Source organism: Micromonospora sp. NPDC005291, assembly GCF_040607415.1.
GTDB lineage: Bacteria > Actinomycetota > Actinomycetes > Mycobacteriales > Micromonosporaceae > Micromonospora.
Map to the genome: position 1 here is coordinate 25,911 of NZ_JBEXGR010000020.1, position 20,068 is coordinate 45,978.

General features: G+C 69.1%; 15 protein-coding genes, 1 tRNA gene and 3 pseudogenes. 13 read left to right on the plus strand and 6 right to left on the minus strand.

Annotated features, from left to right (window positions below):
• Nucleotides 1-81 precede the first annotated feature (81 nt).
• From ald to ABZT18_RS24005, 10 genes and pseudogenes are all read left to right on the plus strand, one after another.
• Nucleotides 82-1,197 carry an alanine dehydrogenase gene (ald, locus tag ABZT18_RS23960; protein WP_355252522.1) on the plus strand — a complete coding sequence of 372 codons (1,116 nt, stop codon included), beginning with the start codon at nucleotides 82-84 and terminating at the stop codon, nucleotides 1,195-1,197.
• A 38-nt stretch (nucleotides 1,198-1,235) separates the two neighbouring features.
• Nucleotides 1,236-2,201, plus strand: a complete 966-nt coding sequence (locus ABZT18_RS23965) for a site-specific tyrosine recombinase XerD (RefSeq protein ID WP_354997676.1) — start codon at nucleotides 1,236-1,238, stop codon at nucleotides 2,199-2,201.
• A 179-nt stretch (nucleotides 2,202-2,380) separates the two neighbouring features.
• Nucleotides 2,381-3,304 carry a ParA family protein gene (locus ABZT18_RS23970; RefSeq protein ID WP_354997677.1) on the plus strand — a complete coding sequence of 308 codons (924 nt, stop codon included), beginning with the start codon at nucleotides 2,381-2,383 and terminating at the stop codon, nucleotides 3,302-3,304.
• 41 nt (nucleotides 3,305-3,345) lie between these two features.
• On the plus strand, nucleotides 3,346-4,284 hold the full coding sequence (locus tag ABZT18_RS23975; RefSeq protein ID WP_354997678.1) for a segregation/condensation protein A: 939 nt from the start codon (nucleotides 3,346-3,348) through the stop codon (nucleotides 4,282-4,284).
• Nucleotides 4,277-5,170 (plus strand): SMC-Scp complex subunit ScpB, encoded by an 894-nt coding sequence (scpB, locus tag ABZT18_RS23980; protein ID WP_354997679.1) that lies wholly within the window; start codon nucleotides 4,277-4,279, stop codon nucleotides 5,168-5,170. The genes ABZT18_RS23975 and scpB overlap by 8 nt, the downstream gene beginning before the upstream one ends.
• Entirely contained in the window at nucleotides 5,157-5,927 is a 771-nt protein-coding gene (locus ABZT18_RS23985; protein WP_354997680.1) for a pseudouridine synthase, read from the plus strand. The genes scpB and ABZT18_RS23985 overlap by 14 nt, the downstream gene beginning before the upstream one ends.
• A 195-nt stretch (nucleotides 5,928-6,122) precedes the next feature.
• Nucleotides 6,123-6,803 carry a (d)CMP kinase gene (cmk, locus tag ABZT18_RS23990; RefSeq protein WP_354997681.1) on the plus strand — a complete coding sequence of 227 codons (681 nt, stop codon included), beginning with the start codon at nucleotides 6,123-6,125 and terminating at the stop codon, nucleotides 6,801-6,803.
• Nucleotides 6,800-8,206, plus strand: a complete 1,407-nt coding sequence (gene der / locus ABZT18_RS23995; protein ID WP_354997682.1) for a ribosome biogenesis GTPase Der — start codon at nucleotides 6,800-6,802, stop codon at nucleotides 8,204-8,206. The genes cmk and der overlap by 4 nt, the downstream gene beginning before the upstream one ends.
• A 191-nt stretch (nucleotides 8,207-8,397) precedes the next feature.
• Nucleotides 8,398-8,471: transfer RNA gene (locus ABZT18_RS24000), tRNA-Pro, on the plus strand.
• 567 nt (nucleotides 8,472-9,038) lie between these two features.
• Nucleotides 9,039-9,735: pseudogene (locus tag ABZT18_RS24005) on the plus strand (IS6 family transposase).
• Here ABZT18_RS24005 and ABZT18_RS24010 read toward each other — a convergent pair.
• The 3 genes from ABZT18_RS24010 to ABZT18_RS24020 form a co-directional block, all read right to left on the minus strand.
• Nucleotides 9,710-10,018: a thioesterase domain-containing protein gene (locus ABZT18_RS24010; RefSeq protein ID WP_354997683.1), complete on the minus strand. Its 309-nt coding sequence runs from the start codon at nucleotides 10,016-10,018 to the stop codon at nucleotides 9,710-9,712. The pseudogene ABZT18_RS24005 and the gene ABZT18_RS24010 sit on opposite strands and share 26 nt — an antisense overlap.
• A 155-nt stretch (nucleotides 10,019-10,173) precedes the next feature.
• Nucleotides 10,174-12,558, minus strand: a complete 2,385-nt coding sequence (locus ABZT18_RS24015) for an ABC transporter permease (protein WP_355252539.1) — start codon at nucleotides 12,556-12,558, stop codon at nucleotides 10,174-10,176.
• Nucleotides 12,558-13,322: an ABC transporter ATP-binding protein gene (locus ABZT18_RS24020; RefSeq protein ID WP_354997694.1), complete on the minus strand. Its 765-nt coding sequence runs from the start codon at nucleotides 13,320-13,322 to the stop codon at nucleotides 12,558-12,560. Before ABZT18_RS24020 ends, ABZT18_RS24015 begins: the two co-directional genes overlap by 1 nt.
• Nucleotides 13,323-13,432: 110 nt before the next feature.
• Between ABZT18_RS24020 and ABZT18_RS24025 the strand changes: the two genes are divergently transcribed.
• Together ABZT18_RS24025 and ABZT18_RS24030 are read left to right on the plus strand one after the other, a co-directional pair.
• Nucleotides 13,433-14,677, plus strand: a complete 1,245-nt coding sequence (locus ABZT18_RS24025) for a sensor domain-containing protein (RefSeq protein ID WP_354997684.1) — start codon at nucleotides 13,433-13,435, stop codon at nucleotides 14,675-14,677.
• A complete protein-coding gene (locus ABZT18_RS24030; RefSeq protein ID WP_354997695.1) occupies nucleotides 14,674-15,309 on the plus strand; it encodes a response regulator transcription factor in 636 nt (211 codons plus the stop codon). Before ABZT18_RS24025 ends, ABZT18_RS24030 begins: the two co-directional genes overlap by 4 nt.
• A 1,392-nt stretch (nucleotides 15,310-16,701) precedes the next feature.
• Here the strand turns inward: ABZT18_RS24030 and ABZT18_RS24035 are convergent.
• A pseudogene (locus tag ABZT18_RS24035) lies at nucleotides 16,702-17,642 on the minus strand (IS30 family transposase); the annotation flags it as partial.
• Between the two features lie 649 nt (nucleotides 17,643-18,291).
• On the opposite strand from ABZT18_RS24035, the gene ABZT18_RS24040 reads away from it, so the two are divergent.
• Nucleotides 18,292-18,495, plus strand: a complete 204-nt coding sequence (locus ABZT18_RS24040) for a hypothetical protein (protein WP_354997685.1) — start codon at nucleotides 18,292-18,294, stop codon at nucleotides 18,493-18,495.
• Nucleotides 18,496-18,587: 92 nt separating this feature from the next.
• On the opposite strand, the pseudogene ABZT18_RS24045 reads toward ABZT18_RS24040, so the two are convergent.
• Nucleotides 18,588-18,893: pseudogene (locus ABZT18_RS24045) on the minus strand (site-specific integrase); the annotation flags it as partial.
• Between the two features lie 41 nt (nucleotides 18,894-18,934).
• Nucleotides 18,935-19,978: a BTAD domain-containing putative transcriptional regulator gene (locus ABZT18_RS24050; RefSeq protein ID WP_354997686.1), complete on the minus strand. Its 1,044-nt coding sequence runs from the start codon at nucleotides 19,976-19,978 to the stop codon at nucleotides 18,935-18,937.
• Nucleotides 19,979-20,068: the final 90 nt, after the last annotated feature.

The window sequence follows — 20,068 nt, forward strand, 5'->3', positions numbered from 1 at the left end:
CCGGTGAACCGCGGTGGCAATGGGGCCATTGCGGCACCGAGCAGTCGGGGGAGAGCAGCCCCGAAGAGAGGTGTCTGCATCGTGAAGGTCGGAATCCCACGCGAGGTCAAGAACCACGAGTACCGCGTGGCGATCACGCCAGCGGGCGTCAACGAGTTCACCCGCAGCGGTCACCAGGTCTTCGTCGAGTCCGGCGCCGGTGTCGGCTCCAGCATCACCGACGAGGAGTTCGCCGCCGCCGGCGCGAAGATCCTCGCCACCGCCGACGAGGTGTGGGAGACCGCCGAGCTGGTCCTCAAGGTCAAGGAGCCGGTCGCCGAGGAGTACCACCGGATGCGCGAGGGGCAGGTGCTCTTCACCTACCTGCACCTGGCCGCCTCCAAGGAGTGCACCGACGCGCTCATCGACCGCAAGGTCACCGGTATCGCGTACGAGACCGTCGAGCTGCCCGACCGCTCGTTGCCGCTGCTCGCCCCGATGTCTGAGGTCGCCGGCCGGCTCGCCCCGCAGGTGGGCGCCTTCTACATGATGCGTACCGGCGGCGGGCGCGGCGTGCTGCCCGGCGGCGTCTCCGGGGTGTACGCGGCCAAGACGGTCGTCATCGGCGCCGGCGTCTCCGGCATGAACGCCGCCGCCATCGCGCTGGGCCTGCAGTCCGAGGTGCTGCTGCTGGACAAGAACGTCGCCCGGCTGCGTTCGGCCGACGCCATCTACCGCGGCCACCTGCAGACCGTCGCCTCCAACGCGTACGAGGTCGAACGGGCCGTGCTCGACGCCGACCTGGTCATCGGCGCGGTGCTGGTGCCCGGCGCCAAGGCGCCGACCCTGATCTCCAACGAGCTGGTCTCCCGGATGAAGCCGGGCAGCGTGCTGGTCGACATCGCCATCGACCAGGGTGGATGCTTCGAGGACTCGCACCCCACCACCCACGCCGACCCGGTCTACAAGGTGCACGAGTCGACCTTCTACTGCGTCGCGAACATGCCGGGCGCGGTGCCGAACACCAGCACCTACGCGCTGACCAACGTCACCCTGCCGTACGCACTGGAGCTGGCCAACCAGGGCTGGCGCGAGGCGCTGCGCCGCGACCCGGCACTGGCGTTGGGCCTGAACACCCACGCCGGCCAGGTCACCTACGGTCCGGTCGCCGAGGCGCACGGCATGGACGTGCTCCCGCTGACCGACGCGCTGGCCTGAGCGGTAGCAGGCTGACCGGCAGCACGGACTCGGCCGGCGTGGGCAAACAGCCCACGCCGGCCCTGCGCCGTGCCGTCCGCGGCTATCTCGACCACCTCACCGTCGAACGTGGCCTGTCGGCGAACACGCTCACCTCGTACCGCCGCGATCTGGACCGCTACCTCGCGACCCTGGCCGAGGCCGGCGTCGCCGACCTCGCGTCGGTCGGCGCCGGCCTCGTCGAGTCGCACCTGGCGCGGCTGCGCGCCGGCGACGACGTACACCCGCCGCTGGCGGTCTCGTCGGCCGCCCGCGCGGCCAGCGCCGTACGCGGCCTGCACCGCTTCGCGCTGCGCGAAGGACTGGCCGGCGCCGACCCCAGCCGCGACGTCCGCCCACCCACCCCGCCACGCCGGCTGCCCCGGGCGCTACCGGTCGACGACGTGATCCGGCTGCTGGAGACCGCCGGCCCGATCACCGCGACCGGCGACGACGCGCCCCTCGCGCTACGCGACCGGGCGCTGTTGGAGTTTCTGTACGGCACCGGCGCGCGGATCTCCGAAGCGGTCGGCGCCGCCGTGGACGACCTCGACACCGACGAGGGCACCGTGCTGCTGCGCGGCAAGGGCGGCCGGGTGCGGCTGGTGCCGATCGGCGGGTACGCCGTCGACGCGGTGCGGGCCTACCTGGTCCGGGCCCGTCCCGGGCTGGCCGCCGCCGGCCGCGGCACACCGGCGGTCTTCCTCAACGCCCGCGGCGGCGCGCTGTCGCGCCAAGGCGCCTGGGGCATCCTGCGCGGCGCCGCCGGCCGGGCGGGGCTGCCCGTCAGCGGAACCGCCGCCGTCTCCCCGCACACCCTGCGCCACTCGTACGCCACCCACCTGCTCGATGGCGGCGCCGACGTGCGGGTGGTCCAGGAGTTACTCGGCCACGCATCGGTGACCACCACCCAGGTGTACACGTTGGTCACCGTCGAGCGGCTGCGCGAGGTGTACGCCACCGCCCACCCGCGCGCCCGGGGCTGAACCGGTCACGGTCGGCTCCGACACGCCGGGCCGGTGCCGAACCCCCTGCTGGTCGGTGGCGTACAGTCGGCATCGGCGCGGACCTCCTGGGGCGACACGACCGGGGTGCGCAGCGGCGCCGCGAAGGACGTCGGACGGCTCCGACGCCGGGTGGGTCGTCGGGAGGGGGCAACGAGCACATGGCTGGCAACGGTGACCGTGCCGAGACCTGGACGTCGGAGCTCCGCGAGCAGCAGGCCACGCTCGGCGCGGACCTGGGTCCTGCGGACCCGGCTGCCTACACGATGCGCAAGCCCATTCCCGAGCCGATGCCCACCGATCGGCACGGCCCGGCGCGCATCATCGCGATGGCCAACCAGAAGGGTGGCGTCGGCAAGACCACCACCACCATCAACCTGGGCGCGGCGCTCGCTGAGTACGGCCGCAAGGTGCTGCTGGTCGACTTCGACCCGCAGGGCGCGCTCTCGGTGGGGCTGGGGGTCAACCCGCACAACCTCGACCTGTCCATCTACAACCTGCTCATGCAGGACGACATCGCCGCCGAAGACGTCGTCATCAAGACGGACGTGGCGGGGCTGCACCTACTGCCGGCCAACATCGACCTCTCCGCCGCCGAGATCCAGCTCGTCAACGAGGTGGCCCGGGAGATGGCCCTGGCCCGGGTGCTGCGCACGGTCCGCAAGGAGTACGACTACATCCTGATCGACTGCCAGCCCTCACTCGGCCTGCTGGCGATCAACGCGTTGACCGTCGCGCACGGCGTGCTCATCCCACTCGAATGCGAGTTCTTCAGCCTGCGCGGTGTCGCGCTGCTGCTGGACACCATCGACAAGGTGCGCGAGCGGCTCAACTTCGACCTGGAGCTCGAGGGCATCCTCGCCACCATGTACGACAGCCGCACCACACACTGCCGGCAGGTGCTCCAGCGGGTGGTGGAGGCGTTCGGCGACAAGGTCTACCAGACGGTCATCACCAAGACGGTGAAGTTCCCCGAGTCCACGGTGGCCGGTGCCCCCATCACGACGATGGACCCGGCGTCCTCCGGGGCGCGCAACTACCGTCAGCTGGCCCGCGAGGTGATCGCCGCCCAGTCGGAGCGGTAGCCGGAACGCCCCGTGCCCGCCTCGTGGACTACGGTCGTGCGGTGACCGCGCCACCCCTCGACTCGCCGGCCCTGCCGCACGACGCCGCCACCCCGGCGGTCGACGGTGTGCAGCCCGCCGGTTTCACGGTGCGCCTGGCCAACTTCACCGGCCCGTTCGACCTGCTGCTGCAACTGATCGGCAAGCACAAGCTCGACGTGACCGAGGTGGCCCTGCACACGGTCACCGACGAGTTCATCGCCTACATCCGGGCCATGGGCGACAACTGGGACCTGGACGAGGCCAGCGAGTTCCTGGTCATCGCCGCGACCCTGCTCGATTTGAAGGCAGCCCGGCTGCTACCCGCCGCCGAGGTGGAGGACGAGGCGGACCTCGCCCTGCTGGAGGCACGGGACCTGCTCTTCGCCCGGCTGTTGCAGTACAAGGCGTACAAGGAGGCGGCGGCCCACATCGCCGAGCTGGAGGCCGTCGGCGGCCGGCGGTATCCGCGGGCGGTCAGCCTGGAGGCCCGATACGCCGAGGCGCTGCCCGACCTGGTGCTCGGCATCGGCCCGCAGCGGCTGCTGAAGCTGGCCGTGAAGGCGATGACCCCGAAGCCGGTGCCGGAGGTCTCCATCGCCCACGTGCACATGGTCCGGGTCAGTGTCCGAGAGCACGCGGCAATCCTCAGCGCCCGGCTGCGCCGGGTCGGCACGGCCACGTTCTCGCTGCTCTGCGCCGACTGCGAGGCGACCCTGGAGGTGGTGGCGCGGTTCCTCGCGCTACTGGAGCTGTACCGGGAGGGTCTGGTGTCCTTCGTGCAGGAGGAGGCCCTGGAGGAGCTGACCGTGCGTTGGACCGGCCCCGCCGACGGTGACACCGAGGTGCACGTCGACGAGTACGCCGGCACCCCGGCCGACCTCGAGTCGACCATCGCGGCGGCGGGGGAGCCCGGGGGACCGGACGGGACGGAAACGACGGAGGCTGAGCGGGATGAGTGACGAGGAACGCGGAGACTCCCTGGCCGACCAGGCTGCCGCCTGGGTCCCCCCGTGGGAGCGCCCCCGCCCGTCCGCCCCCGCCTCCGACGAGACCTCCGACGAGACCGACGAAGACCCCAACGGCGAACCGCCCTCGGACACGTCCGCAGGTGAGCCCGCGCCAGGTGACCCTGCGCTGGGTGAGCCCGCGCTGGGTGAGCCCGCGCTGAGTGAGCCCGAGCCGGGTGAGCCCGCGTTGGGTCAGCCCAGCGAGCCGACTGCCGCCGCTGGGGACGTACCCCATCGGTTGGCGGCGGGGCGACGGCGGGCGCCGGCCGTGCCGGAGCCGGCGCCGGAGTTGTCCGACGCGGAGTTGCGCGGCGCGCTGGAGGCGATCCTGCTGGTGGTCGACGAGCCGGTCAGCGAGCTGGTCCTGGCCCAGGTGCTGGAGCAGCCGGCCGAACGGGTCGGGCCGATGCTCGACGAGATCGCCGCCGGCTACACCGCAACCGGGCACGGGTTCGAGCTGCGTCGGGCGGCGGGCGGGTGGCGGCTGTACACCCGGCCGGAATACGCTACGTACGTTGAGCGGTTCGTGTTGGACGGGCAGTCCGTACGGCTGACCCAGGCGGCGTTGGAGACGCTCGCCGTGGTCGCCTACAAGCAGCCGGTGACCCGTTCGCGAATCTCAGCCATCCGGGGTGTGAACTGCGACGGGGTCATCCGTACGCTGGTGACCCGCGGCCTCGTCGAGGAGTGCGGCACCGAACAGGACAGCGGGGCGTTTCTGTACCGGACCACCACGCTGTTCCTGGAGAAGCTCGGGCTGAACACCGTAGACGAGCTGCCGCCCCTCGCACCTTTCCTGCCCGACGACGTAGAAGAGCTTGCTGATGCGACCCGATAACCGTTCCCCCAAACCCGACGCCCCTGTCTTCGAGGGGGCTGAGCGCCTGCAGAAGGTGCTCGCCGCCGCTGGCGTGGGTTCCCGGCGTGCCTGCGAGGACCTGATCTTCCGCCGCCGGGTGACCGTGGACGGGCGCGTCGCCAAGCTCGGCGACAAGGTCGACCCGGCCACCGCAGTGATCCACGTGGACGGCGAGCGCCTCCAGGTCGACGTTCGCCTGGTCTACGTGGCGATGAACAAGCCGCGCGGGGTGGTCACCACCATGGCGGACGAAAAGGGACGCAACGAGCTGTCCGACTTCATCGGAGCCCGGCTGGAGCAGCGGGTCTATCACGTCGGGCGGCTCGACGCGGACAGCGAGGGCCTGCTGCTGCTCACCAACGACGGCACCCTCGCGCACAAGCTCATGCACCCCTCGTACCAAGTGCTGAAGACCTACCTCGCCGAGGTGGTCGGGCCGATCCCGCGCAACCTGAGCAAGCGGCTGCTGGCCGGCATCGAGCTGGAGGACGGACCGGTCAAGGTCGACTCGTTCAAGGTGGTGGACACTCTGGGCAAATCCGCCCAGGTCGAGCTCAGCCTGCACGAGGGCCGCAAGCACATCGTCCGGCGGCTGATGGAGGAGGTCGGACACCCGGTCACCCGGCTGGTGCGTACCTCGATCGGGCCTATCCGACTGGGTGACCTGCGCACCGGGCGGATCCGTCGGTTGACCAACGCGGAGGTCGCCGCCCTGTTCAACGCGGTGGGTGACTGACCCCCGGGTTCCGGGGTACGGCAGCCGGTAGGCTCCGCAACGGCCGAAACGCGGCCGCCGGGGGTGGCGTGGGTCGCCTCCGGCGGCGTCGCGCGTGGGTCCGCCGGCGGACCCGGCATGATTGATGACGATGGACAACCGCTTGCGGCGCCAGATCACCGGGCGATCCGTGAGGTACGGGCTGAGGAGGACACGGTGGAGGAAAACGTACGGACCGGGCGATGTGTGGTCGCTGTGGACGGGCCGTCCGGTTCGGGTAAGTCCACCGTGTCACGGCGGCTCGCCGTTGGCATCGGTGCGCGCTACCTGGACACCGGGGCGATGTACCGGGCGATCACGTGGGCCGTGCTGCGCTCCGGCGTGGATCTCACCGACGCCGCGTCGGTGGCCAAGGTCGCCGGCGAGGTCAACCTGCGCATCGGCACCCACCCGCAGGGGTACGCCGTGACGATCGACGGGGTCGGCGTGGACGCCGATATCCGGGGCCCGGAGGTGACCGGGGCGGTCTCCGCCGTCGCCGCGGTGCCGGCCGTCCGCGAGCTGCTCGTCGCCCGACAGCGCGAGATGATCGTCAACGCGGGCCGGATGGTGGTCGAGGGCCGTGACATCGGCTCCGTCGTGGCACCGGACGCTGACCTCAAGGTCTTCCTGACCGCCTCCGAGGCAGCCCGCGCGGCCCGACGCAGCGCCGAGGACGCCGCCGACGTGGCGGCCACCGCCGCCGACCTGGCGCGGCGGGACCGTCTCGACTCGACCCGCAAGGTCAACCCACTGGCGCAGGCGCCGGACGCGGTGGTGCTGGACACCACCGAGCTGGGCATCGACGAGGTCGTGGCTCGGCTGCGCGACCTGCTCACTGAACGGGGTGTCGCATGAGTAGCGAGGGTGCGGGGTGGGTCGAGCTGCGTGAGCCCGACGTCGCCGTCGAGGAGCAGGCCGGCCCGCAGCCGGTGGTGGCCGTGGTCGGCCGTCCCAACGTGGGCAAGTCCACACTGGTCAACCGGATCATCGGCCGCCGGCAGGCGGTCGTCGAGGACGTGCCCGGTGTGACCCGGGACCGGGTGCCGTACGACGCGCAGTGGAACGGCCGGGCGTTCACCGTGGTGGACACCGGCGGCTGGGAACCGGACGCCAAGGACCGGGCCGCGGCCATCGCGGCGCAGGCCGAGACGGCGGTCGTCACCGCCGACGTGGTTCTCTTCGTGGTCGACGCGATGGTGGGCTCCACCGACGTTGACGAAGCCGCGGTGAAGATGCTGCGCCGCAGCGCCAAGCCGGTGATCCTGGTGGCGAACAAGGCCGACAACACCTCCATCGAGATGGAGGCGACCTCACTCTGGTCGCTCGGCCTCGGTGAACCGTTCCCGGTCTCCGCGCTGCACGGGCGAGGCTCCGGGGACCTGCTGGACGCCATCCTCGCCGCGCTACCGGAAGCACCGGCGATCGTGGAGAACCGGCCGCGCGGACCGCGCCGGGTGGCGCTGGTCGGGCGACCGAACGTCGGCAAGTCCAGCCTGCTCAACCGGTTCTCCGGTGAGGAGCGGGCGGTCGTCGACTCGGTCGCAGGCACCACTGTGGACCCGGTGGACAGCCTGGTCGACATCGGCGGTCAGACCTGGCAACTGGTGGACACGGCCGGGCTGCGCAAGCGGGTCGGTAAGGCCAGCGGCACCGAGTACTACGCCAGCCTGCGCACCGCCGGTGCGATCGAGGCCGCCGAGGTGGCCGTGGTCCTGCTGGATTCCAGCGAGCCGATCAGCGAGCAGGACCAGCGGATCCTGTCGATGGTGACCGACGCCGGCCGGGCAATGGTCATCGCGTTCAACAAGTGGGACCTGGTCGACGCCGACCGTCGGTACTACCTGGACAAGGAGATCGACCGGGAGCTGCGCCGCATCCCCTGGGCGATCCGCCTGAACCTGTCGGCCATGACCGGCCGGGCAGTGGACAAGCTGGCCCCGGCCCTGAACAAGGCCCTTGCCAGCTGGGAAACCCGCGTGCCGACCGCACACCTCAACCAGTGGCTGACCGCACTGGTGCAGGCCACCCCTCACCCCGTACGGGGTGGACGCGCGCCGCGGATCCTGTTCGCGACGCAGGCCGGGGTGGCACCGCCACGGTTCGTGCTCTTCACCACCGGCCCGCTCGACGCCGGCTACCAGCGCTTCATCGAGCGCAAGCTCCGCGAGGAATTCGGGTACGAGGGCAGTCCGATCGAGATCTCGGTCCGCCCGCGTAAGAAGCTCGGCCCCGGTGGCCGCGGCAAGGCGCACGGCTAACGCTGATTCGTACACCGAAAATGCCGGATGGGCCCCGCGCCCATCCGGCATTTCCCCACCCCACCCTCCTAGGACGCTGTAGGGGTTGTGAGGTGGTTCGGCCACCTCGGGGTGCGGGTGGGGCCTGTGCGGGTGACCCGGGGCCGCTGCGCTAAGCTGTACCGGTTGTCGCGGGGGAAACCACGCGGGAACGGGACGTGGCGCAGCTTGGTAGCGCACTTGACTGGGGGTCAAGGGGTCGTCGGTTCGAATCCGGCCGTCCCGACAGTGAGAGGGTTTCCGCAGGTCAGTGACTTGCGGAAACCCTCAATTTATAGTTCTGGCTCGATGAAGTGACGTGTGAGGCGCTGCTTGAACCCTTAACCCGGGTGGTTTTGCGAGCCGGTCTTGGTTGCCTCCGCCGTGAATTGCCTGGTAGGCGTACTGCCTTGGCGTCGTTGTGGTCGCTGCTGGACCTCTTAACGGCAGGCGATTTCGGGCAGACAGGACATGTTTACCCCTGTGCCGCTATCGGCTCTTCTGGCCGCACTTCCTGATGCCGACCGCCGACGGCGAGCCGCTGACTGACCGGTCGAACTCGGTTGCGAGGTCCCGCCGCAGCTCGTCGAGCTTCAATAGCTTTTCCGGCGCCCCGTCCGCCTGTTCCGTGACCCGTCGCCCTGCCCTGCATTGTTCTGGTTGGTCATCATGTTGGGGCAGTCCGATAGATCGCGACCGCGTCGGTGCGTCCGGCGTATTCAAGCATCCAGTCCAAGCGGCACTGTTGCGTTGAGCGTTGGCAAGATTGAGGCAGGCTTGAGCAGTGAAGTCATCAACCCGGCCTGACCCGTGGCTGCTTCCGGAGTCGACGTTCGTCGGGTTCCGGTTCCCGCCGGAGGTGTTCCTGGTCGCGGTGCGCTGGTATCTGCGGTTCAACCTGTCCTATCGCGACGTTGAGGAGTTGCTGGTCGAGCGCGGCGTGGAGGTCGACCACGTCACGGTCTACCCCTGGGTGCAGCGGTTCACCCCGCTGTTGGCCGACGCCGCCCGATTCTGCCGCCACCGACCGGGTGACAGGTGACAGGTGGCGTGTCGACGAGACGTACGTCAGGGTCAAGGGGGTGTGGCGGTACGTGTACCGGGCAGTTGACCAGTACGGGCAGGTCATCGACGCGCTCGTTTCAGCCCGCCGTGATGCCGACGCGGCCCGGCGGTTCTTCCGACGGGCGCTGTCGACGTTGAAGGCGACACCCGCAGAGGTGGTAACCGACGCCGCCGCGATCTACCCCGGCGTCCTCGACGAGCTGATCCCGTCCGCGTGGCACCACGTCGAGCAGTACGCCAACAATCCGATCGAGGCTGATCACAGCCAGCTCACACACCGGTTAAAACCGATGTGCGGGCTACGAACGGACAAGACAGCACAGGTAATCATCGCTGGACACGCCTTCACACAGAACCTGCGCCGCGGACACTACGAGCTCGCCGTCGACGCCCCGCCCGCTCTACGGGTAGCCGCAGCGTTCACCGAACTCGCCCAGCCGACCTGACCTCGGACCGAGGAGGGTTCAACACGTCCGTCGATCCCTCAACGCAACGGCGCCCGGCCAACTGCTCGATCGAGGTCGCCGGTGGTTCCCGGAGCCGGTCCTGTCGGCCGGGATACTGCACCGCGTAGACGCCGGTGTCGCCTGGCACGCCGTCCTGCCAGGTGCGGTAGGCCTGGGCTGTCCCGCCTGCGTGCGGCAGACAAACCAGGCGACGCGCAGGAACCGCCGGGCCGGGCGACGACCGCAGCCATCGGTCGGAAGATCGCGATCTGCCGGTGATCATATTTTCGCCTCCCCGTGTCTGGGCGAGGCCGAGTAGACCGGTGGTTGCTACATCGTTTCTATAGGTTGCCCGGGTCGAGAGGCGGTTGCGCACGGAGGAGCCCGAGGGCGGCGACGGGGGTACGCCTCCCTCGGGCTCCAACAGAAGGGCCTCGCTTACCTATTGCGCGGGCGCATCACGTTCCAGGTCACGAAGGCGCTCGCGGCCGTCGCCATAACCAGGCTGCCGAGGACGGCCCAGGTAAGGGTGCCCCCGTTGAGGTGCACAGTTACCTGGGTCCCTGTCTCAGCGCTCAGGCCCGAGGCGACGCCGGCCAGCGCTGGCAGGGTGGCGAGCAGACCCAGCACCGAGCCGATGAGCACCAGCAGCCCGGTCTCGCTGACGGCGAAGTCGAGCAGCTGCCGCCGGGTGCCGCCGGCTGACTTCATCACGGCGAAGTCGGTGCGTCGCCCGTATCCCGCCATAGCCATGCTGTTGGCTACTGCCAGGCCGCTGTAGCCGATCGCGACCACCGTGAGCATCATGGCCAGGTTGTCCGTCAGTTTCGCGTCGGTGTTGTACTCCTCCAGCGCGAACTGCTCGGCGTTCTGCAACCGGGCTCCCGCGCTGAGGTGAGCCGGCGCCTGGTCGGCGGCCATGAAGATGTTGTCGGTCAGGGCCGTAGGGTCATGCTCACGTACCGTGTCCCGGGAGAGTACGAACGAACCACGAGCCTGGTCGGGCGGCAGCACCTGAGCGACCCGCAACGGGGTGATGAGGCCGTCGGCGAACCGTACGGTGACCGTCGCGCCGGCCTGGAGCTTCAGGAACTTCGCCATGGTTGTGTCCAGGACCGCTTCGCCCGGCCGCGACCAGCGAGGATCTCGCGATCCGACCCCGTCAATCACGGTGTCGCCAGCGTCCGGCCGGGCTACGAACAGGCGGGTCGGCAGGGCGGCCCGGCCGACCGGGTTCTGCGTGACTGCCGCGTCACTCAAACCGGGCGCGTTGCCGGGGTCGATGAGCACCTGCCCGGCCAGTTGCTTGGTGGTCTCGGCGGGGTAGGCCATCCGCATGGTGTCGACCAGCCCGCTTATCAGGACGGCGAAGCCGACCGCGACGATGACCGGGGCGGCCGTGGAGGCGGCTCGCCGGGTCGCGTTGAGCAGCTCGGCCCGGACAAGCATCGCGCCCGCGCCGGACGACCGGCGGGCGAACGGCGCCGTCGCCAGGCGTACCACCGGCCTGATGACGATCGGCGCCAGCAGCGCTGCGACGGCGATCAGACACACCGATGTCCCAATCGCCAGGTTGAGGCGGCCGTCCGCATCACCGACCGCGGTCATGAAGGCCAGCACCACACCAAGTCCGAGGATGGCCAGCCCGGCGATCCAGCGGCCCCTGCGCATCGGACGCTGCTCCGTCGCGGCGTCGAGCAGTGCCTCGATCGGTGCCACCCGGGCGGCCGAGCGGCTGGCCACCCATGCGCCCAGCACAGCCACCCCGGTGCCGACCGCGGTGGAGGCCAGCAACGGCCACGCCGAGATGATGATCCGGGAGTCGGGCGGCGTGACGTCGAGCCGATCGAGTGACGTCAGCATGGCGGGCGCGGCGAATATGCCGGCGAGGCAGCCGACCACCGAGCCGAGCAGACCGACGATGGCCGCCTCACCTAGCACCATGCGGCGGATCTGGCGCGGGTCGGCGCCGATCGTGCGCAGCAGCCCGATCTCGCGGCGGCGCTGCGTCGTGGCGAGGGCCAGGGTGGCGGCGACCACGAAGATCGTGGTGAACAGGGCCATGACCGCCATCGCGCCGATCAACTGAGCACCCAGGAACCGTTTGTGCGTGATGTAGCCAGGCTCCACGACACCTCGGGCGTCACCGGTCAGCGCGGAGCCGGCGTCGCCGACAATGCTGCCGGCCCGGTCGGCGATGTCTGAGACGGGGGATCCTCGCGACACCAGCAGCCCGGTCGTGGTTACCCCGGTGTCCCGTCGGGCGGCCTCGGCGTCGGTGAAGTAGAAGCCGTGGCCATCGGTCGTCCCGCTCACCGTGTAGGTGTGCATGCCGTCCGTGAGGCCGATCGGGAGAGCAGATCCGGCGGGCACTCCGAGATCAGTGCCGACCACCACCTCGTTGTCTGCCTGCGGCGCTCGGCCAGCGGTCAGCCGGTACGTCGCCAGCCGGGCGCTGGACCAGCCGTGTCCGGCCTCCATCGCGGCCTCGTCGGCCACCGGCTCGTCGTTGGCGAAGGCCTGCGCATAGAAGTTGCGGTCGATGATCGTCGCCTCGACGCCGTCGATCCCGTCGAGCTGCCGGACCAGGTCAGCGGCTTCGCTCTCGCTCCACGGCACGCGGTCCCGGACAGCACCGGTCTGGTCCACCGCCTGGTTCGACACCACCAGAACCGGGGCGTCGGCCACTCGGGGCTGGGGCCGCGGCCGGCCCGAGTCGTAGAGGATGAAGGTGACGGCGATCAGGCCGACGCCGACGACGACGGCGAGGAAGGTGGCGAGGAAAGCCCTCCAGTGTTCGCGAATGTTGGCTGCGGCCAGCATCATGCCTCCAGCCGAGCCATCTGGGCGGCGATCCGGCTGGGCTTCGACCCGTCGGTCGGATCGAGCTCCAGGCGGTCGGCGATCCGGCCGTCCTTGAGGAAGATAACCACGTCGGCGTACGAAGCGGCGACGGGATCGTGGGTGACCATGAGGGTGGTCTGCGACTGCCGGTCGACCAGCAGTCGCAGCAGCGACAACACCTCGCGCGAGGTCTTGGTGTCGAGCGCGCCGGTCGGCTCATCGGCGAACAGCACGTCGGGCCGGGTGATCAGCGCGCGGGCCAGTGCGACCCGCTGCTGCTGACCGCCGGAGAGCTCGCTCGGCCGGTGCCCGGTGCGTTCGCCGAGGCCGACCGCGGACAGGGCCCGTGTCACTTCGGCACGGTCGGGGCGGCGGCCGGCGAAGCGCAGCGGCAGCTCCACGTTCTGCGCCGCGGTCAGAGACGCGACCAGGTTGAAGGCCTGGAACACAAAGCCGATCCGGTCCCGCCGTAGTGCTGTTCTCTGACGCTCGTCCATCCCGCTGATGTCCTCCCCGGCGACGAAGATCTGCCCCGCGCTGGGCTCGTCCAAGCCGGCAGCACACTGCAGGAGCGTGGACTTACCGGAGCCGGAGGGGCCCATGATCGCGGTGAAGGTGCCCGTCGGGAAGCCGATGGACACGCCGTCCAGCGCCTGAACCTCCTGGGTACCTCGCTGATAGACCTTGTGCACGGCACGAAGCTCGACCGCCGTCGTCACAGACGAATGTTTTGTCGCAGTCATGCCTTGATTCGATCGTGTGGACTGTGTGGCATGCACTGATCCTGGAAATAGTCTTTTTGGTAGAGCCCGCACCACCGCGCCAGGATCGGTCATTGGCCTACCGTGGCGGGGTGCGAAGAGGTGGCGAGATGCGAAGCCGGACCGCCTGGCAGGCGATGGCCCTGCATCCAGTCGGATTCCTTGCCTCGGCCTGGCCCTGGCGAGCCCTGCTCTACCTGCTCTCGGGCGTACTCGCCGGCGCCCTCACGATGTGCCTGTTCGTCGCGGTGGTCACCGTCGGCATTCTCACCGTCGTCGTGGTCGTCGGGGTCGTGCTGTTGTTGGCCGCCGCGCTGATGGGACTGCCCTTCGCGCGCCTGGAGCGGCTGCGGCTGCGGCTGGTGGACCTGGACGGAATCCAGGATCCGCACCGGCCACCGGAGGAGTCGGGGCTGCGCGCATGGTTGCGTACCCGGCTGAAGGAGTCGGCGACCTGGCGCGAACTGATCCTGATGGTGATCTCGCTGACCGCGCTCTGGTGGGTCGACGTCGCCGTGCTCGGCTTGGCCTTTGTGGTGCCGGCGCTGTGCATCGGCGCGCCGATCGACGATCCGTACGCCTGGCCCTGGGCTGTGCTGGGCGTACTGCTGCTGCTCGCCGCACCCTATTCGTTGACCGCCTGGGCGGGTGCCCGCGCGACGCTGTGCCGGATTGTCCTCGCGCCTCGGGACGACGAAGTCGACCCGAACCTGAAAGAGATCAGCGAGTCACGAGTGCGGCTGCTCGACGCGTTCGAGGCCGAGCGGGCGCGCATCGAGCGCGACCTGCACGACGGCGCTCAGCAGCGGCTCGTCTCGCTCAGCGTGATGCTGGGCCTGATGACCCTGGACGTGCCCGAGAACTCCTCGCTCCACCGCGAGATCGGGTCGGCGCAGGAGCAGCTCGCCCTGGCGTTGGCCGACCTGCGCCACCTGGTCCGCGGGCTGAACCCGCAGGTGCTCGCCGACAACGGGCTGGTCGCCGCGCTCGAGGAGGTGGCCAGCCGGTTCTCGGTGCCGGTCTCGCTCGACCTCCGGCTCACCGGACGGCTGCCGCAGCCTGTCGAAACCGCTGCTTACTATGCCGTCACCGAGGCGCTGGCCAATGTGGCCAAGCACAGCCGGGCCGATCGGGTCGAGCTGATCGGGCGGCACCACGCCGACATTCTGGTCCTGGAGGTCAGGGACAATGGTGTGGGCGGCGCGGATGCCTCCGCCGGGACCGGGCTGACTGGGCTCGCGGACCGCCTGGCCGTGCTGGATGGGCGCATGCGGGTGTCCAGCCCGCCGGGCGGTCCGACTCTCGTACTGATGGAGATTCCATGCCCCTTCGGGTGACCCTTGCCGAGGACTCCGCTCTCTTTCGGGAGGGCCTGGTGAGCATCCTCGGCCGATTTGGGCACGAGGTTATCGACGCGGTGGCGGACGCCGAAGCGCTGGCCGACGCCGTCCAGGCCCGGCGCCCGGACATCATCATCACCGACGTCCGGATGCCGCCGGGCAACGCCAACGACGGGCTGCGAGCCGCCGTACGGCTCCGTCGGTCCAACCCCGGCCTGCCCGTGTTGGTCCTCAGCCAGTACGTAGACCAGTCGTACGCGGCGCAGTTGCTGGATTCCGACAACGGCGAGGGCGTCGGCTACCTCCTGAAGGACCGGGTCGGCGCGGTCGTGGAGTTCAACGCTGCGGTCGAACAGGTCTCGGCCGGGGAGACGGTCGTCGATCCCGAGGTGGTCCGCCAACTGATCAGTCGGCGGCCGGATCCGAGGCAGCGGCTGACCGCCCGCGAGCTCGAGGTCCTCGCGCTGATGGCGGAGGGCCGCTCCAACGACACCATCGGCAAGCGGCTGCACGTCACGGACGCGGCGGTCAACAAGCACATCGGCAACATCTTCAGCAAACTCGACCTGCCGGCCACGACGGACGGCCACCGGCGGGTGCTCGCGGTGCTGGCCTACCTGCGGAGCTGAGCCGCAGGGTCACCGACTCGGCCTGGCTGCCCAGCCGCGAGATCGCAGAACCCGCCGTCAGAGAACCTCCAGCTCGTCGCCCTCGTGCCACATCTCCCTGCCGACGTCCGAGCACCATCGTCGATGGCTTGGCCCCGCGCAGTGGAGATGCCGGCCTGAATCGCCGACTGACGGGGGTGGTATCACTCGAAACGCGAGCCACCGGCGGCCAGGGAACGGCGAGCCACCTGACCGTAGCAGTGGCGCCGCGCGCCGTAGGCGGCACCGGACGGACGGGTTGGCTAACATGGATTCGGTACGTCGTGCGTGGCCTGGGTCGGGCGTGTCCGTTCGAGTCGGCTTGACCGCGATCTGTGTGGCGATGTGTGGAACTCTTACGCAGTCACTCCTGGGACAACCGGATGAGTTCAGGTCTCGAAGGTCAGGGAAGTGCACCGGGAGGAGGCGGGGACGCATGGCTCGTGTTGTGCAAGTTGTTCGGGGTTTTGCCGAGAGCAAATCTGGGCCGCGAACATGGTGGCCCACCGAAAGTTCACCCGCATTACCTGGTCCATCCGCGCGCTAGTGGTTGGCGCCGTGGCCGTCGTGGCCGTACCTCTTACATGAGACGTCTTGCTGTTTAGGAAGCCGATCTCGTTGACGACCTGTGCATTGTCCGAAAGCCACGCAGGTCATCGCGGACAGCGTCCGCGTGCCAGTTGGCCGTATTCAGCAGCCGTTGTATCCGGCCCGAGGGAGTGGTGCGATGACTCCTTTACTCGGCTGGTTTACACTTCACGCGACCTGGGAGAACGTGCCTGAGCACGTCGCTGGGACCTTCAACTACTGGGGGTCAAGGGGTCGTCGGTTCGAATCCGGCCGTCCCGACAGCGAGAGGGTTTCCGCAGGTCAGAGCCTGTGGAAACCCTCTCTTTGCTGCTGGGTTGGTCAAGGTGTCTGAGTGCTTGGTGCTCGTGGATTCCTTGACTCGGCAGATCCCTTGACCTGCATCCGACCTTCCCGGCCCGCATCCGACCCGCCAGTGATTTCGGAGGCTTTGCCTGTTGGCGAGCGTCATCGACGTCGTCTTCAACGAAATCGACGACGAGGAGCGACTGCTTGGAACAGTTGTGGATGTCGATACATTGCGGACGGTTGCTCGTAAAAGTTGTTCCTGTTGCCAACCCGTCCTGGTATCAACTGGATGCGCCGTAGGTGAACTCGCTGCCGTGCGATCGGCTTTCGGTCGACCCGCTACGGCACCAAGCCTGTCAGGCTGGCTGGCATTGGTCGACTGAACTATCGACGCACGTAGACGGGTAATCTGGTCGGCCGATAGGCCGAGTCAAGAGTCATACCGCTGGCGCCTGGATTCCTTGGTCGGTAGGGCGAATCTGAGGTTCCCCCAGGGTCGCGGTCCCAGGTCAGGGATCGCAGCAGTTCCTCGGGCATGGCGGTCATCGTCGATTGGAGCGCGCCCTTCATCGCGGTGGCGCCGAAGCCGCCGAGGGCGGGTCCGTTCTTGACCGGCGGGACGGTTCCGTAGCCTTCGAGGCGGGGAAGGTGGACCAGGAGCGTGTAACGGCTGGTGCGCTCGACGACGGTGCCGATGGCGGAGCGATTCAGTCCGATCATGAGGTCGCCTCCCAATGACCGGGGACCGCTCGGTCCTCGACCTCGGCGGGTCGTTCGCTCAAGACGACATCGGCGGTGACGTGCCCTTGCGACCTGTTCCGCGAGCGTTCACGGGGCTTGCGCAGCGCCCAACCGGTTCGCAGGCAGGCCACCAGCTCACGCTTGAGCGCGCCGCGTCCTTGGATGTAGAGCGCCTGGTAAATCGCCTCGTGGCTGATGCGCATGTCCTCATGGTCGGGGAAGTCGACGACCAACCGTCGACTGATCTGCTCCGGGCTCCAGGCCGTCGCCCAGCGGTGGTCTGCACGGTGTGGCTTGTTCAGCCCTTTCCAGGTCGTCGGGGGCCGGCGGCAACTGTCCCGTCGGGACGGCGCAGTTGTCCGCTCAGCCGTGTCTGCACGTACTCGCGAAACCACGGGTTGCTCGCCAGCTTCGCCGGCTTGGGTCGCCGCGCGGTGACCTGCGCCTTCCACTGCGCCACGGTGGCCCGGTACTCGCGCTTGCCGCTGCGGGTCGCGGCGTTGCGCCGCAGCTCGCGCGAGATCGTGCCCGGGTCCCGCTTGAGTTCCCGGGCGATCGCGCGGACACCCTGCCCTGCGCCTTGAGCAGAGCAACTCCTCGCGCTTGGGAAACGGCAGGTAGTGGCCGGAGGGCTCGGCCAGGCTCAACGGCGGCATGCCACCAGCGTGACGAAACTAATGCACCGCAACCGGCCTTGAACTGCGCCCTGAACGACCGCCGAGGCCGCGACCGCTTCTTCCCCACGTTCTCCATGATGCTGGACATCCTCCCGGAGACCCCAGGTCCCCTGATCTCGGATGTCCGTCAAAACGGGGCAGGCCCAGAGACCCTGCGCCTCGCCGAGTTGCTCGACGCGCGGCATAGGGTAGTCCCACTCCTCGGCCGCGACCAGGAGCAGCGGTCACTGCGGGAGTGGCTGACCGTCACGTGCGACCGGCCGGACCGCACGGTGCAGCATGGCCGGGGTGCCACCTGTGCGGTCGGGCAGCCCGGTGATACGCCGTTGTTGAGGGGAGTCTAGGCGTCAGCGGACGGGGCGGCGCGGCGGCTGCGTGAGCGGCAGAACGGGCCGCTTGATCCGCGTCGATGCGGCGGGCGAGGACTGGATTGGGTCGGCCATCGACGCCTGCACTCCCTGCAGAAGCTTCATGAAACGGCATGCGTCAACCTGAGGCGGCTGGCTGTCCCCGCGGTCTACGAGGTGGGCGTGAGGCGCGCTGTGGCTTGCCGCGTTCAGCGCGCTGCCGGCCCCGGCGCAGGCGGCCGGGGGAGACCCGGTCACCAGCCGGGTGAGCGTGTCCAGCAACGGAAAGTAGGCCGACAGCGGAAGCTTCAGCTTCGCCGTCAGTGACGACGTCGGCGATGGCGGGCAGCGGCACGTCGGTGAGCGCGGACGGACGCTACATCGCCTTCGCGTCTCCGGGCACCGCGACGGTGCTGGGCGAGACCAACCCCTGGGACCAGATCTTTGTACGCGACGTTGTGCTGGGCAGCACCACGCTGGTCAGCGCGACCTCGGCCGGCGTGCCGGGCAACGACCACAGCTTTTAGACCGGTCATCACGCCGGGCGGGCGCTACGTCGCCTTCCACTCGCTCGCGGCTCACCTGGTACCAGGTGACGGCAACGGCCAGTCCGCGTGCCCCTGAGGATCGCCATCGCGATCCGGGGATGCACGTCCAGGTCGACCAGCAGGCAACCGCAGGTGCGCCGCGCGTCGTGAACGGTGATCTTCGGAACGCCGGCGCTGGCGATCCGGCTGTCGTAGGAGCGGTTGAATTTCCGCGGCTCAACCGGCAGCCCATAGCGGGTCGTGAAGACCATCCCGGTGTCGTGCCATGCCTCGCCGGCCTTTTCCCTGGCCGCCTCCTGTTGGCGGTAGCGGTGCCGCAGTGCGGTCACGCAGATGGCCGGCAGCGGCAGGGGAGCGTGGGACTCCTCGGTCTTGGTGGTGGGCGGTCCGACAAGACGGAACTGCCCACAGCTACGGATCAGAAGGCCGGGTATACGGGCGGGGCTATCGCTGCCCCATCGCTCACACGCCTGGGTGCCGATAATCCGCCCGTTCTGCCTTCTCCGGCACCACGGCGAACTGTCCGAGAGATTGCCTCGGCTGCACGCTGTGCCGCCGCCTCGTCGTTGATTTCGCGAGCTCTGACGCGAGCTGCATAGAGGAGCGCAAGCGCCTGGTCCAAGTCACCAGCACTGGCGTGTTGTTCACCCCTAGTGATTAATCCGGTGAGGCTGTATCCCGGGAGGTATGGCCACTCGGAGGACTGTTCCATGTCTATGACGTGCGTTCCATCAATGATGCGTCCGCGCAGTGTCCATGCTCGCGGGCCTGGCCCAGTGCCGGCTTCGTTCAGCAGTTGGAGTCGCAGCCGTTGAAACACCCGCAGGGCCTCCGCCGGTCGGCCCTCGCGGTCAAGAGCGGTCATCAGTAGCTCTGCTGTGCGTTCGCGGGTGGGATGCTGAGCCACGTGGGCGGTGAGGGACCCCAGCACGGCTGTCGGCCCAGCGAGTCGCAGCTGTACGGCGAAATAGTCGTCAAGGGCGGCGAGTCGCTCCTCCGTCACGCTCGGCGCGACCCACTCGTGGAGCCCGTTCCCGGCGGCGTCGGCGAATGCCGGGCCGCGCCAAAGATCCAGCGCCGCCCGGAGCAGGGCCAACCGAACACGATCGTCCGGAGCCTGGCGGGCCTCGGACAGCAGCCGACGGAACCGGTGCAGGTCTATCGACTCAGCTGGGCAGACCAAGCGGTAACCGTCACCGTGCGTGGTCAACTGCACACCTGGCAGGGACGCGATCGTCCGGCGCAGACGTGACACGTACACGTGTAGAGCCTTGCGAGTCGATGCCGGCTGATGGTCGCCCCAGACCAGCTCGATGAGCCGTTGGCTGGTGACAACGTGTTGGTTGTGGAGGACGAGGGCAGCGAGTACCGCCCGCCGTTTCGGTTCCCTGATGACTAGCTCGTCTCCGGCGCTCCGAACCATGAGCGGCCCGAGCACGCCGAAGACAACCCCGTTTGCCATGCCGACCATTGAAGTCGCAGTCGGACCGGACGGGAAGGCCGTCTCCCCCCGGAGTTCGTTTACCGGTTCTTAAGAGGCTGTCGGGACACT

Coding starts and splice junctions, on each gene's coding strand:
- ABZT18_RS24010 (WP_354997683.1), bottom strand. CDS start 10,018: ATGATCACCGGCAGATCGCGATCTTCCGACCGATGGCTGCGGTCGTCG.
- ABZT18_RS23985 (WP_354997680.1), top strand. CDS start 5,157: ATGCGACCCGATAACCGTTCCCCCAAACCCGACGCCCCTGTCTTCGAG.
- ABZT18_RS24015 (WP_355252539.1), bottom strand. CDS start 12,558: ATGCTGGCCGCAGCCAACATTCGCGAACACTGGAGGGCTTTCCTCGCC.
- der (WP_354997682.1), top strand. CDS start 6,800: ATGAGTAGCGAGGGTGCGGGGTGGGTCGAGCTGCGTGAGCCCGACGTC.
- ABZT18_RS24020 (WP_354997694.1), bottom strand. CDS start 13,322: ATGACTGCGACAAAACATTCGTCTGTGACGACGGCGGTCGAGCTTCGT.
- ABZT18_RS24050 (WP_354997686.1), bottom strand. CDS start 19,978: ATGGCAAACGGGGTTGTCTTCGGCGTGCTCGGGCCGCTCATGGTTCGG.
- ABZT18_RS23970 (WP_354997677.1), top strand. CDS start 2,381: ATGGCTGGCAACGGTGACCGTGCCGAGACCTGGACGTCGGAGCTCCGC.
- scpB (WP_354997679.1), top strand. CDS start 4,277: ATGAGTGACGAGGAACGCGGAGACTCCCTGGCCGACCAGGCTGCCGCC.